Source organism: Arthrobacter alkaliphilus (assembly GCF_021483235.1).
Lineage (GTDB): Bacteria > Actinomycetota > Actinomycetes > Actinomycetales > Micrococcaceae > Arthrobacter > Arthrobacter alkaliphilus.
Window position 1 is genome coordinate 45,592 of record NZ_JAKEEC010000007.1, and the last position, 13,407, is coordinate 58,998.

14 protein-coding genes and 2 riboswitches are annotated in these 13,407 nt (G+C 64.9%); of the genes, 8 read left to right on the top strand and 6 right to left on the bottom strand.

Annotated features, from left to right (window positions below; all coding sequences use genetic code 11):
• Window position 1: 1 nt before the first annotated feature.
• Window positions 2-712 carry a response regulator transcription factor gene (locus L0B83_RS07225; protein WP_059388206.1) on the bottom strand — a complete coding sequence of 237 codons (711 nt, stop codon included), beginning with the start codon at window positions 710-712 and terminating at the stop codon, window positions 2-4.
• A gap of 83 nt (window positions 713-795) precedes the next feature.
• The gene (locus L0B83_RS07230; protein ID WP_234757732.1) at window positions 796-1,431 is read right to left on the bottom strand and encodes a LysE/ArgO family amino acid transporter; all 636 of its coding nucleotides are present in this window, start codon (window positions 1,429-1,431) and stop codon (window positions 796-798) included.
• 68 nt (window positions 1,432-1,499) lie between these two features.
• Here L0B83_RS07230 and L0B83_RS07235 point away from each other — a divergent pair, with 68 nt between their 5' ends.
• A complete protein-coding gene (locus tag L0B83_RS07235) occupies window positions 1,500-2,408 on the top strand; it encodes a LysR family transcriptional regulator ArgP (protein ID WP_234757733.1) in 909 nt (302 codons plus the stop codon).
• Window positions 2,409-2,498: 90 nt separating this feature from the next.
• Window positions 2,499-2,756, top strand: a complete 258-nt coding sequence (locus L0B83_RS07240; protein WP_234757734.1) for a hypothetical protein — start codon at window positions 2,499-2,501, stop codon at window positions 2,754-2,756.
• 17 nt (window positions 2,757-2,773) lie between these two features.
• Here the strand turns inward: L0B83_RS07240 and L0B83_RS07245 are convergent, their stop codons facing one another.
• Genes L0B83_RS07245 through L0B83_RS07255 form a run of 3 tightly spaced genes read right to left on the bottom strand, consistent with a single transcriptional unit; the run spans window position 2,774 to window position 7,155 of the window.
• A complete protein-coding gene (locus L0B83_RS07245) occupies window positions 2,774-4,417 on the bottom strand; it encodes a DNA repair helicase XPB (RefSeq protein WP_234757735.1) in 1,644 nt (547 codons plus the stop codon).
• A gap of 10 nt (window positions 4,418-4,427) precedes the next feature.
• Window positions 4,428-6,890, bottom strand: coding sequence for a helicase-associated domain-containing protein (locus tag L0B83_RS07250; protein WP_234757736.1), 2,463 nt, complete (start codon window positions 6,888-6,890; stop codon window positions 4,428-4,430).
• 49 nt (window positions 6,891-6,939) lie between these two features.
• Window positions 6,940-7,155, bottom strand: coding sequence for a hypothetical protein (locus L0B83_RS07255; RefSeq protein ID WP_234757737.1), 216 nt, complete (start codon window positions 7,153-7,155; stop codon window positions 6,940-6,942).
• Window positions 7,156-7,396: 241 nt separating this feature from the next.
• Between L0B83_RS07255 and L0B83_RS07260 the strand changes: the two genes are divergently transcribed.
• On the top strand, window positions 7,397-7,780 hold the full coding sequence (locus L0B83_RS07260) for a cold-shock protein (protein ID WP_234757738.1): 384 nt from the start codon (window positions 7,397-7,399) through the stop codon (window positions 7,778-7,780).
• A 7-nt stretch (window positions 7,781-7,787) separates the two neighbouring features.
• Complete coding sequence (locus L0B83_RS07265; protein WP_234757739.1) at window positions 7,788-8,273, top strand: DUF3027 domain-containing protein; 486 nt, start codon at window positions 7,788-7,790, stop codon at window positions 8,271-8,273.
• 20 nt (window positions 8,274-8,293) lie between these two features.
• Here L0B83_RS07265 and serC read toward each other — a convergent pair whose 3' ends face one another.
• A complete protein-coding gene (gene serC / locus L0B83_RS07270; protein WP_234757740.1) occupies window positions 8,294-9,424 on the bottom strand; it encodes a phosphoserine transaminase in 1,131 nt (376 codons plus the stop codon).
• Between the two features lie 270 nt (window positions 9,425-9,694).
• On the opposite strand from serC, the gene L0B83_RS07275 reads away from it, so the two are divergent.
• From L0B83_RS07275 to L0B83_RS07290, 4 genes are all read left to right on the top strand, one after another.
• Window positions 9,695-10,390, top strand: coding sequence for an iron-dependent transcriptional repressor DtxR (locus L0B83_RS07275; protein WP_234757741.1), 696 nt, complete (start codon window positions 9,695-9,697; stop codon window positions 10,388-10,390).
• A 126-nt stretch (window positions 10,391-10,516) separates the two neighbouring features.
• Window positions 10,517-10,724: riboswitch (cyclic di-AMP (ydaO/yuaA leader) on the top strand.
• Between the two features lie 2 nt (window positions 10,725-10,726).
• On the top strand, window positions 10,727-11,545 hold the full coding sequence (locus L0B83_RS07280; protein WP_234757742.1) for a M23 family metallopeptidase: 819 nt from the start codon (window positions 10,727-10,729) through the stop codon (window positions 11,543-11,545).
• 145 nt (window positions 11,546-11,690) lie between these two features.
• Window positions 11,691-11,857, top strand: a riboswitch (cyclic di-AMP (ydaO/yuaA leader).
• A gap of 5 nt (window positions 11,858-11,862) precedes the next feature.
• On the top strand, window positions 11,863-12,633 hold the full coding sequence (locus L0B83_RS07285; protein WP_234757743.1) for an NlpC/P60 family protein: 771 nt from the start codon (window positions 11,863-11,865) through the stop codon (window positions 12,631-12,633).
• Window positions 12,634-12,882: 249 nt separating this feature from the next.
• Entirely contained in the window at window positions 12,883-13,383 is a 501-nt protein-coding gene (locus L0B83_RS07290; protein WP_028266173.1) for an HNH endonuclease, read from the top strand.
• Window positions 13,384-13,407: the final 24 nt, after the last annotated feature.

Below are 13,407 nucleotides of genomic sequence, written 5' to 3' on the forward strand. Positions count from 1 at the left end.
GTCAGCGCTTTTCGGCCGTCCGCAACACGTAACCGACGCCGCGCTTGGTCTGGATCAAGGCAGTGGCATCCGGGTCAATGTCCACTTTGCGCCGGAGGTAGGAAATGTAGGACTCCACGATCGAGGCGTCCCCGTTGAAGTCGTATTCCCAGACGTGGTCCAGGATCTGCGCCTTGGAAAGCACCCGGTTGGGGTTCAGCATGAGGTAGCGGAGCAGCTTGAACTCGGTGGGTGAGAGTTCGATGATGGTGCCGCCGCGGCGGACCTCGTGCGCGTCGTCGTCGAGCTCCAGGTCATCCACGCGGATGACGGCGTCGTCGTCTTCCATTGGCTGCGTGCGGCGGAGTACGGCACGGATCCGCGCCACCACTTCATCAAGGCTGAAGGGCTTGGTGACGTAGTCGTCGCCGCCCACGGTCAGGCCCGTGACCTTGTCCTCCGTGTCATCCTTGGCAGTCAGGAACAGGACAGGGAAGTGCTTTCCTGCGGCCCGGAGGCGGCGGGTGACAGTGAACCCGTCCATGTCGGGGAGCATGACATCCAGGACCGCGAGGTCGGGGGCGTGAAGATCGGCGGCGGCGAGCGCTTCGCGGCCGTTCGACGCCGCAACGACCTCAAAGCCGGCAAAGCGCAGCGAGGTGGAGAGCAGCTCACGGATGTTGGGTTCGTCGTCGACGACAAGGAGCTTGGCTTCGGGGCCGTTCTTTTTCATACCATTCATGATGCTCCCAGTTTCTGGGAGCTGTCTGGATGCTTGTTGTGAGAATCATCGGGGTGTCGTGGCCGTCTGCCGGGCTAACTGCCGAGAGCCAGCCCGACGCCGAGCCCCACCATGGTGACGGCAATACCGCCGTCGAGAATCCGCCAGGATGCCGGCCGTGCGAAGAAGACCCGCAGGAATTTCGCGCCGAATCCGAGTGAACAAAACCATATGACACTGCCCAGCATGGCTCCGGCGCCGAACCACCACTGCAGCCCGGGCCCCTGCGCGTTCGCCACGGAGCCCAGAAGCAGCACGGTGTCCAGGTAGACGTGGGGGTTGAGCCATGTCAGTGCCGCGACAGTCGCCAGCGCCGCTGCCAGTCCGCTTCGACCGGCGCCCGAACGCCCGGGCGTGACGGGCACGAGCGCTTGCGGCTTGAGGATCCGTCGCGCCGCCATCACGCCGTATGTCACCAGGAATGCCGCCCCGACATAGCGGAGAACGACGACGGCGGCGGGCGCCGCGGCGAGCAGCGCGCCGGTGCCGAGCACCCCGGCCGCGATGAGCACGGCGTCCGAGATGGCGCACACCGCCACGATAGCCCCGATATGCTCGCCCCGGATTCCCTGCCGGAGGACGAAAGCGTTTTGAGCGCCAATGGCAACGATGAGGGCCAGGCCTGTGCCGAGGCCCAGGCCGGCAGCGTGGAAGACGTCGGGGGAGTCCATTCTTCGAGGCTATGGTTTGTGTTGAAATCAGTCCAGCTAAATATTCTTAGGCATCGTAAGATTCTCTTATGCCTAGGTTCTCCACCGAGCAGTTGCACACCTTCGCCGCCGTGCTGAGGGAGGGCACGCTCGAGGCCGCGGCCCGCTCACTGAACATCACGCCGTCGGCGGTTTCCCAACGCCTCAAAGCTCTGGAACAAGCGTCCGGCAGGGTATTGCTGCAGCGCAGCAATCCGGTCCAGGCCACGGAGTCGGGACATGTGCTGCTCAGGCTGGCGCGGCAGCTCGCCCAATTGGAGGCCGACGCCGAACTCGAACTGGGCCTGCCCGGCGAATCTCCAATGGTTTCGGTTCCGATCGTGGTCAATGCGGATTCGCTGTCCGTCTGGTTCCTTAGGGCCCTCACGAGGGTTCCCGCGGAGCTGAACGCCGTCTTTGACCTGCACCGGGACGACGAACAGCATTCCACGTCCATGCTGCGCGCCGGAACGGTCATGGCCGCTGTCACCGCGACTCCGGAGCCGGTTCAGGGCTGCCGGGTGGAACCGCTCGGCAGCATGCGATACCGCGCCGTAACCACCCCGGAATTCCGGGCCCGGTGGCTTCCCGACGGTGTCGACGCCGCTTCGCTGCGAAGAGCCCCCGCCGTCGACTTCGACCGCAAGGACGAGTACCAGCACCGCTTTTTGGAATTGCTGGGCGGGGCGACGCGTGGGATGGAGCCGGCAGGGCCGCGCCACTATGTTCCATCCAGCCAGGAGTTTGCCGAGGCCGTTCGTTTGGGGCTCGGCTGGGGACTGTTGCCGGAACCGCAATGCGCCCGGGATATCGCCGATGGGTTCCTGGTGGAACTCGCGCCGGAACGGCCCTTGGATGTTCCCCTGTACTGGCAGCGGTGGCGGACACCGTCGCGGATATTGGACGCAGTGTCCGCGGCGGTCCGGAGCACGGCCGCGGAGGTGCTGCGCACGGGCTGACAGGCAGGCCAGGACCCGGGAGGCAGGCCAAAAGCCAACACGCCGCGGGCACAGTCCTGAAATGTCGGACCCCAGATTCACACTGGAACTATGGAAAACACACAAGGCCAAAACCCGGAAATCCACAACCCTGAAATCCAAAACCTTGAAGTCCAAAACGTCGAATTCCACGTCAGCTACCTGGACACGCTCTCCGGACGCATCGAGCACGAGGACTTCAGCGACCTCCCCGCAGCTGAACGGTTTGCCCACGCCCAGCTCAAGGACGAGGAGTCCTGGGCCGTCGTGGACGTCGTCGTACTGCAGGAAACGCAGCACCAGGAGCGCTCACACCGGCTGGTTGCCTAGCCTTGACATGACGCGCCTTAACCGGCGGGGACGTCCTTTGCGTCCATGATCCGGTAGGCGTAGCCCTGCTCGGCGAGGAAGCGTTGCCGTTTGGCGGCGAAGTCCTGGTCGAGCGTATCCCTGGCCACCAAGGAGTAGAAACGCGCCGCACGGCCGTCCTGCTTGGGCCGAAGCAGGCGCCCCAAGCGTTGTGCCTCCTCCTGGCGGGAACCGAACGAACCGGACACCTGGATCGCCACGGATGCCTCAGGCAGGTCGATCGAGAAGTTGGCCACTTTCGACACCACGAGGGTCTTGATGTCGCCGGCGCGGAAAGCGTCGAAAAGCTTCTGCCGCACCGCGACTGTCGTATCGCCCTTGATCACCGGGGCGTCCAAGCGCTCGCCGATCTCATCCAACTGGTCGATGTACTGGCCAATCACCAGCAGCTGCTCGCCTTGGTGCAGGGCGACAAGATGCTCCACCAAGTGGGTCTTGGTTTCCGACGTCGCACAGAGCCGGTACTTGTCCGCATCATCCGCCATCGCGTAGGCCATGCGCTCGTCCCGGGGCAAGTCAACCCGGACCTCCACACAGTCCGCAGGCGCAATGTAGCCCTGGGCTTCGATGTCCTTCCATGGCGCGTCATAGCGTTTGGGACCGATCAGGCTGAAGACCTCGCCTTCGCGGCCATCCTCGCGCACGAGCGTGGCCGTGAGTCCAAGACGCCGCCGGGCCTGCAGGTCCGCGGTCATTCGGAAGATCGGCGCCGGCAGGAGGTGGACCTCGTCGTAAATGATGAGTCCCCAGTCGTGCCCGTCCACGAGTTCCAGATGGGGGTAGAGGCCGCCGCGTTTGGTGGTCAGGACCTGGTAGGTGGCGATCGTGACGGGCCGGACTTCCTTGACCGAGCCCGAATACTCGCCGATCTCCCCTTCCGTTAAAGATGTCCGCTTGAGGAGTTCGTCTTTCCATTGCCGGGCCGCAACCGTGTTGGTCACCAGGATCAGCGTAGTGGTGGAGCTGGTAGCCATGGCCGCGGCCCCCACCAATGTCTTGCCCGCGCCGCAAGGAAGGACGACGACGCCGCTGCCGCCGGCCCAGAAGTTCTCCGTGGCGAGCTTCTGGTAGGGACGCAGGTGCCAGCCGTCCTCGTTCAAAGCGATCAGGTGCGGAGTGCCGTCCACATAGCCCGCGAGGTCCTCGGCCGGCCATCCGAGCTTCAGCAGCAATTGCTTGAGCTGGCCGCGCTGGGAGGAATGCACCACGACAGTTTCGCCGTCGATCCTCGGCCCAAGCAGCGGGGCGATTTTCTTGGCCCGGCTGACCTCCTCGAGCACGGGGTAGTCGGTGGTGCGCATGACCAATCCGTGTTGCGGGTCTTTTTCCAGGCGCAAGCGGCCGTACCGGGACATCGTCTCTTCGATGTCGATCAGCAATGAATGCGGCACCGGAAACCGGGAATAGCGCAGGAGCGTGTCGAGGACCTTCTCGGCGTCCAATCCCGCGGCGCGCGCATTCCACAGTCCCAAGGGGGTGAGCCGGTAGCTGTGGACATGTTCGGGGGCGCGCTCAAGCTCGGCGAACGCGGCGATCGCGTGCCGGGCCTCGGTGGCGAGCTCGTGGTCGACTTCCAACAGGATGGTTTTGTCGCTCTGTACGATCAGCGGACCGTCGCTCACTGTTGCTTCCTCACTTGTGCGGCTCGACCGCAGGTTCCACATCGATGATGCGATGGATGGACAAGACTCTTTCGGTGTCCTTGGCGGCGTCAAACACCCGGACGCGCCCGCCGGACACAGATACCGGAACAACGGTTTCGGTGTTGGAATTCCCCATGCCGTCAACCACGTTCATGGTGACCGCTTGCTTCAGCCGGATGGCCCTCTGCAGGGTTTCGAGCCCGAGTTGCGTGGCCGCCTCACCGCTGGCCTCGCCGTGGACCGCGCGGTGCTGCCTCAACACCGCGAGCTGGGCCTCGACGTCGTCGTCCGGCGGCGCAGTGCGCGGGGCCATGTACACCGGGCGGAGGCCACCGGACACCGGCGCCGTCCTCTTGTAGCGCACGACGGCGGACTCCGCCTCCTGCACGGCAGGCGAGAGTCCCAGCTCGCGCAGCACCCTCGCGGTCTCCCGCGGGCTCGCGCTGGAGGTCAGTACCGTGGGGGCGATCCGGACCAGCCCCAGGCTTGCGGCCCCCGGCTCCCGGACGAGCTCGGCGATGGCGGCTTCGTCGTCGCTTTGGATGAAGCTGGGGCTGCTCGCGACGCGCAGCCGGCCGTGCCTCGAGGCGATGTCCTTGATCAGGTAACGGAGCGGCTGGGGAACATCGGTGGCCGAATGGGTGCGCAGGAAGGTGAGGATGCTTTCCGCGTCCTGGCCGGCGTCCAACGCGCGGCGGATCGAATCCCCGGAGAAACGGAAGATCGTGGCCGGGCCCTGGCCTTCGGGGTCGGCGATCAAGAGGAGTTTTTCGCTCAGTTCAGGTGCCAGGTAGCCCGGGGCTACGGCGGTCAAGTCCGCTTGGAGCAGGACGTGGTTGACCGCGGCGGGCAGATGTTCGCCGAGGATGCTCAAGGCCAACTCGGGCTGTTCGGTGGCGATCGCCGAACCAAGCTGGGTCAGGGCTCCGGAGCCCATGAGCCCCAGAAGTTCGGCTTCATGCAGGATGCCGCGGACAAGGGAGCTGAACCGCCGCGACATCCTGGGTTGGGACCATTCCGCGCGTTCCATGACGGCTTCGGCATTGAGCACAGGAGCTTTGCCGTCCGGTGATTCCGCCTCGAGGGTGAGCTCTTCGAGGATCTCCAGGATCCGTTTGCGGACCAGCGGAGCATCGGGGCGTTGGGCCTCGGCCGACAAGGCATTGATGGGGTTCGCCGAAGACCCGGATCGCGCCGCCGCGGTGGCGGGCCCTGGAAGGGTTTGCCCCACAAGGGAAGGGGCGCGCTCGCTCGCGAGCCAGGCATTGACCAGCCAGAGCCACTGTTCCTGGCGGGGGAGCGTGAGCCATTCAAGCGATGGCGGCTGGACCCACGTGGAACTGTCCACATCGAGGCGCAGCAAACCGGACAAGGCACTGAGCTCGAGGATGAGGGCGGTCTCGGACAAACCCACCCGGAGGCTGTCGGCGAGGCGTTTGAGTTCGCGCACGCCCACCCCACCGCTGCGCAGGGTGACGATGGGCTGTTCACGGACCGCGTACAGGAGTTCACCCACCAGCCGGAGCGCTTCGGCGATGGCACCCATGGCGGCATTCCGGCGCAGGGCTGCGCTCGTCTGGCCCAGTTCGGGAACGGGAGGCTTCAAGGTGAAGTGGTCCACGATCGCGCCGCCGCGCAAGGACAGGCCGACGCTGCGCGGGAGCTCTACGTGGCCGGCGTCCAAAGGGACAAGCAAACCGCGGGCCAAGAGCCAGTCCACGGGGCCGACGTCGCGGCCTTCATGGAGCACGGAAGCCTTGCGCTGGGCCTGGGGAACCGCGCCCATCGCCCAGCTTCCGAATTTGTTCAACAGGGGGCGCGTGCGTGCCGGTGCCTCGGACAGGATGTGCTGAAGGTTCTCGGGCGTGGATGTCCAGCGTTGCAACGCCAACGCCGCGTCCATGGGCGTGGTGGCGGCCATGATATTGGCGCCGCTCTGGTGGAGTTCGGCGACGAGCTGCACCACGCGCTGGGCAAAGGCCGGTTGGAGCCGCACAAGCTCGGTGTAGCTGCGGCCCAAACCGGCAGGATAGATGCCGATGACGTCCTTGAGGCTGCCCACCGGCAGGTAGAAATGCTGCCGCCCCGGATTGTGCACGGTGGCCGGCGGATCGGCCCGGTGGATGAGGGCAAGTTCCTGGAGCGTGTTCAGGATCGGCTCGAGGGCGGCAATGGTGGCGCCGTTGATGCATTTCTTGAGTCCCGCCGCCGAGACGCTGTGACCGGTGTCGGTGTTAGTACACAGGTGGAGTGTCTCCAGCACCTGCATCTGCGGTTTGTTGAGCCGTTCCAGGGCTCGCTGCACGCTGACCCGGGCACTTGCCCGCGCCGCGAGTGCAGCAAAATCCGGGACCGCAGGGGAGATGAGGTCCGGCCGCGCGGCAAACAAGGCCCGCAGCGACTCGTCGCTGCGCGCTTCCAGTTCCTTGCTCAGCGCGCGAATGAGGGACATCAGTTCAACGTTACCGCCAGCCGGGTCCGCCGTCGGCCTTTCCGACGGCTCATTGGCGACGCCGCACCCACACAGCGTCAACCACCAGGGCGGCCATCAAAACGAAGGCGAGCGGCAGCCCGTAGAGAGCGGTGGACGTGACCCACACGGGTGCCACTCCGTTGGCGAAAGCGATCGCGATGACGGCGGCGACGGCCGCCAGGGACAGGACTGCGACGACGGCCGCAACGATGGTGAGCGGGCGGCGGAAGCCGTGGGGAATCATGGAAGCAACGCTAACAGTCCCGCGGGCCGCCCCTGTTCCAGCGCAGGGCGCCGCCTGGCGGCGGGCAAAAGGCGTTGGGACCTGTATGTGCGACCCAAAGCAGGAATCCCGGGCCAGGCAGGATAACCTTGAAGCAACAGACCAACATGGTCCAGGCAGTCACCCTTGTTCCCGCAGTCTCCTGCGGATGCGGTGGCGCGCCGGCTATGTCTCGCAAGTCAGAACGAAGAAGGTTGATTACGTGCCCACCGGCAAGGTCAAGTGGTATGACAAGGAAAAAGGTTTCGGATTCCTCGCGGCAGAGGACGGCCAGGAAGTATTCCTGCCCAAGTCCGCCCTGCCCGAAGGCGTAGCGGAGCTCAAGGCGGGCACCCGGGTTGAGTTCGGCGTCGCCGACGGTCGCCGTGGTGCCCAGGCCCTGGGCCTCCGTGTACTGGACAAGTTGCCTTCCATCGCCAAGGCCAAGCGGATGAACGCCCGTGAGCTCGCTCCGCTGGTCCAGGATCTCGTGTCCGTCCTGGACAACCTCTCCGGCACGTTGTCCGCCGGCAAGTACCCTGAAGGCGCCAAGGGCAAGGCCATCGCCGCAGCCCTGCGCAAGGTTGCCAACGAGCTGGAAGCCTGAACCTGCCATGACATCGGCCAAACCCCGCGCCGGTATTCCCGTTTGGCGCGTCGGCAAGCCGGACGCGTTCCTTGCGGCCGCCGTCGACGTCGCCCGGAATGCGGTGGAGACCATTGCCAAGCCCGCCGAAATCGGACCGCATATTGCCGCGCGCTCCGAAGGCGAACGGGTGGTGACCCACCTGTTCGAATCGAGGCTGGCCGGCTACGGCGGTTGGCAGTGGTACGCCGTCGTGACCCGCAACTCGCGCTCCAAGGTGGTCACCGTCAGTGAACTCGGCCTGCTGCCGTCCGAGGACTCCATCCTCGCTCCGGAATGGGTGCCGTGGGCAAAGCGTGTCCGTCCGGAGGACGAGGCTGCCGCGGCCGAAGAATTGGCTGAGGAAGCCGGCGCACCCGATGACGAGGACGACGACGGCGACGGCGAGCCCTCCCGGGATGGCGCCGCCGCCTCAGCTGACAAACAAGAGAACGGCGACGCCGGCCAGTCCTGACCGCTGGACGCGGCGGACCCTTACTTCTTCAGTTCGCCCACCACGTAGTCGATGCTGGTGAGCAGCGCGGAGACGTCGTCCGGCTCGATGGCAACGAACGTCGCGATGCGGAGCTGGTTGCGGCCGAGCTTGCGGTACGGCTCGGTGTCCACGATCCCGTTGGCGCGGAGCACCTTGGCGATGGCAGCGGCGTCGATCGAATCATCGAAATCGATGGTGGCAATGACGTTGGAGCGGTCCTCGGCCTTCGCCACAAACGGCGTGGCGTATTCGGAAGCCTCGGCCCACGAGTAGACGCGGCTCGCGGAGTCCGCGGTGCGCTTGCTCGCGAAGTCCAGGCCGCCGTTGTTGTTCAGCCACTGGACCTGGGCGTCCAATGTCACCAAGGTGGACAGGGACGGCGTGTTGTACGTCTGGTTGAGCTTCGAGTTGTCTATGGCCGTCTGCAGGTCGAGGAAATCGGGGATCCAGCGGCCGCTTGCCTTGATGCGGGCGGCTCGTTCCAAGGCGGCGGGGGAGAAGAGGCCCAGCCACAGGCCGCCGTCGGAGGCAAAATTCTTCTGCGGAGCGAAGTAGTAGACGTCAGCTTCGGCGACGTCGACATCCAGGCCGCCGGCTGCCGACGTCGCGTCCACGAGGACCAGGGCGCCGTCGTCGCAGCCATGGACGCGCTCAACCGGAGCGGCCACGCCAGTCGACGTCTCGTTCTGCGGCCAGGCGTAGGCGTCCACGCCTGCTTCGGCCTGGGAAACCGGCCGGGTTCCCGGCTCGGCTTTGATGATGGACGAAGCGTCAAGGAATGGTGCCTTGTTGGTCGCCGAAGCGAACTTGGAGCCGAACTCGCCGAAGGAGAGGTGCTGGGCCTTCTTCTCGACCAGGCCGAAGCTGGCGACGTCCCAGAACGCGGTGGAGCCTCCGACGCCGAGAATCACCTCATAGCCCTCGGGTGCCCGGAAGAACTGGCTCAGTCCTTCACGGACGGAGCCCACCAGGTTCTTGACGGGTGCCTGGCGGTGGGAGGTACCGAGGATCGTGGTCGAGGCGGCGGAGAGCGCCTCGATCTGTTCCGGGCGGACCTTGGAAGGTCCGGCGCCGAAGCGGCCGTCCTTGGGCAGCAAATTGGCGGGGATGGTGATGCTGTTGTCGCTCACGGGTTGCTCCAATGGTGAAGTAGCGGCCTAGATGCGTCGTGGCAGGCGGCAAGCTGCCCCTTCGACTCCCCAATTCTGCCTGACGTCGCAGGCCGGGGCAGAACCGAAAGTGTCATAGTCCGCCACGTGGAAAGCATTGTTCGGCCGTCCCTTGTCGGGAGGGCGGGCCGGCTGCTGGAAAGGCGCCGGGATTATCCGGAGTAATTCCAAATAAGCTAAGCTGGGTGCTGGCGGAATACGCAAGTTACTGCGCTCGAGGAGCTGAGCTGGATGACGGATCTGATCGATACCACTGAGATGTATCTTCGGACCATTTTGGAGCTTGAAGAAGAGAACATCGTGGCTCTTCGCGCACGCATCGCTGAGCGCTTGCGGCACTCCGGCCCCACCGTCTCCCAGACGATCGGACGGATGGAGCGCGACGGACTGGTTGTTGTGTCCGACGACCGGCACCTCGAGCTGACTGAAATGGGCCGGAAGCGCGCCACCGAGGTCATGCGCAAGCACCGGCTCGCCGAGCGGCTCCTGGCAGATGTCATCGGGCTCGACTGGGCCTATGTCCATGACGAAGCGTGCCGGTGGGAGCACGTCATGAGCGAGCGCGTGGAACGCCGGCTCTATGAGCTGTTGGACCACCCCACGGAGTCGCCCTACGGAAACCCCATTCCAGGACTTGAAGCACTCGGCGGGGCCGCGTCCCACGCCTTCACGGACGGCGTGGTCAACCTTCTCGACGCCATGAATGAATACGCACCTGAACACCGGGTCACGGTCAGTCGGCTGGCCGAACCGATCCAAGTGGAACCGGAACTTCTCCTCCAGCTGGACGAGGGCGGAATCCGCCCCGGCGCCAGGGTGTCCTTGGAACGTGTCGGGGAGTACATCTCGGTCCGAGTGCCCAATATCGACGGGGCGCTGGAGCTGCCGCCCGAGGTTGCATCGCACGTCTTTGTCACCGTCGCCTAGCCGCCACGCCGTGGCAGCCGAAAAAGATAACGGAATTATTACCGCAGGGGCTTAATCCCCTATAGTTAAATACCGGCGCCGATACCAAAGCGTTACCTGATCTGAAGCCGAGTTCTGCCAGCGGATCAGGGTGATTAGTCCATTCACTGGCAGAAGCGGAGGAACCACCATCGGCTGTCGAAAGACGGCCTTGGGGTGAAGTCCGCAGCGGGAGAGCAAACAAAGCCAGGCCCCTCCGGGTGCCTTGCTTTTCGTGCCCTTCGCGCGGACCGGGTCCACGATCTCTCTGGCCCGAATCCGACAGCTAACTTCGCAGGCTTGCCAGAGAGGAAAACCTTGAGCACGCAGAACACCAGGGGCCGCAGGCGCGCGTCCGGTCCTACTGCTGAACTGCGGAGCACAACCGCCGTCACGTACGACCGGCCCCGCGATCCCCAACGCGAACTTCGCCGCCGCAAGGGTCCCTTGCGGCAGATGGCCGACTTCGCGGCCGCGAGCGGAGCGGGGCAGAAGGCCGGACTGGCCCTTGCCGCCACCGGCCTCATCCTCACGGTCGCGATGCCGGGCGCCGGAGCCGTGACGGCCGCGCCCGAATCGAATGTGACCGCCTCGGCCGCGGGCACGCAGCCTGAGATTGCCGCCGCGGCAAGCGCCACCATCGACTTCAGCCGCGCCGCTGTGTCAACCACGGCGGATCCGGACGGCAAGCTCAAGCAGCTCTTGAGCGCGCAGTCGGTCGGCACCATCAAGACGTCTTCGTCGAAGGGCACCCTCGGGGCGCCGCTGGACACCCTGGCTACGGCCTCGCCTTTCGGATACCGCGTGAACCCCATCACGGGCGGTTTGGGCGAGTTCCACCGAGGCCAGGACTTCGTGGCCCAGTGCGGCACCCAGGTCCACGCTGCCGCGGCCGGCAAGGTCACTTTCGCCGGCTGGCATCCGTATGGCGGAGGAAACCGCATTGTGGTGGACCACGGCAACGGCCTCGAAACCACCTACAACCACTTGTCCTCGTTTAACGTCCAGGTGGGCCAAACGGTCAGCCGCGGCGACGTCATCGCACTGAGCGGCACCACCGGCGCTTCTACGGGCTGCCACCTCCATTTTGAAGTCATGGTCAACGGCGACGTCGTCGACCCCCTGGGCTGGCTGTAGCCAATCCGATGGAAGTCTCTCGCATGCTTGTCACGCTCCGTGATCTGAATGTGACATTCGGCCAAAACTCATGTACCGTCTAACACGCACCAACTTTTAGACAGTTGGTGCACTCGGGTGGATTGCCTAGCTCTGCCACTGCCCGAGGTTCCGTTCGCAAAACATCGTCTGGCAGAGGCGGGGGACCCACTTTTGGTCATCTTCACCGATGGCCTTGGGGTTAAGTCGCACAACTTCCGGTAGGGAGAAGTGTGGCCGGATGACTCCCATCCGAATCCGACAGCTTACCTCGCGGGCATAGGGAGAGGCCTCTTAACGTGTCTTCACGCTCTACTGTTGCGCGCCATCGTGCCGCGGTCACCAAGACCAACTCGCTAGCCGTTATCGCCAAGACTGTCGGCAGCAACGCCGGTGGCGTAGGCCGTCAGGCAGCCGTTATCGCGGCTGCTTCCGGTCTGGTGCTCACTAGCGGTATCGCAGCAAACGCTGCAGAAACCAATGTCCCCCGCGAGTCCACTTCGACTTCCGCCCTGGAAGTCCAGTCGATCGCCCAAGCCAGCATTTCGGCTGACTCGTCTGTCGCAATCAAGTACGAGCGCCCGGTGGTTTCCACCGAAGCTGCTCCGGTTGTCGAAGCTCCGGTCGCCACGCAGGAAGCCGCTCCGGCTCCGGCTCCCCAAGCTGCAACGGGTGCCGCCACCGGCTCCGCAAAGCTTTCTGTGACTGCTGCTGTTTCCCCCGCCACGAAGGTTGCCAGCGGCAAGGGCGCAGCGATTGCTGCCGCAGCTTACGCTCAGCTTGGCGTTGCCCAGGACTGCACCGCCTTGGCTTCGAACTCCCTGGCCGCTGTTGGCATCAACTTCCACGGCTGGCCGGCAGACTACCTCTCCCTTGGCCGTACGGTCAGCGCCGCTGAAGCGCAGCCGGGAGACCTCGTCTACTACCAGAACGGTGGCATGGGCATGGCTCACATCGCCGTCTACGTCGGCAACGGCATGGCGGTCCACGGCGGCTGGAACGGTGGCACCACCGCCCTGTACAGCGTCAACGTCGGCTCCGGCCCGGTCTTCATCCGCGTTGGTGGCTAATTAGCTCCGGCTACACAGTCGCACTCGAACGTCCCCGCTGGTCCGCCGGCGGGGATGTTCCGCTTTAACCAGCATGCGCCAAGGTGTCCGGCACGTGAACTTTGCCCGACACCGCCCGCCCAAGCGCTCGTGGATTCGTTGATATGGCCTTCGGGTGTTTACTCTTAGCTTGTCGATCCACAGCCCGTACATGCAGAGGGCAGCCGGCCCTCGCGCCCCTGACGGGTGCGGCCGTGAAGAGGTACGTGCATGCGCACACTCGTTCTGAATGCTGGATATGAACCGCTGGCGGTAGTAACCTTCCGCCGGGCGCTGGTCCTTGTGCTCACCGGAAAAGCGAGCGTAGTGGCCGAAGGCGACGAGCCTGTCGTCGGGCCACAAGAGATTCTCGGACGTCCCTCCGTGATTCTGCTCAATCGCTACATCCGGCCAAGGTACAACACCATCACGGCGGTTACACGCCGCGGCGTCCTGCGCCGCGACGGTCACCGTTGCGCCTATTGCGGGAAAGCAGCGCACACCATTGACCACGTCCACCCCAAATCCAGGGGCGGCGCGGATTCCTGGGAAAACCTGGTGGCAGCGTGCTTGCGCTGCAACAACGCCAAGAGTGACCACACCCCGGCCGAGATGGGCTGGAAGTTGAGGTTCACTCCAGCGGCGCCCACCGGGACTATCTGGCAAATCAAGGAGCTTGAGAAACCTGCGCCCGCGTGGGATCCCTTCCTCCTGCCCGAATCGGCGGCCTGAACCGGAATTGAGCCTGCTTCCCCG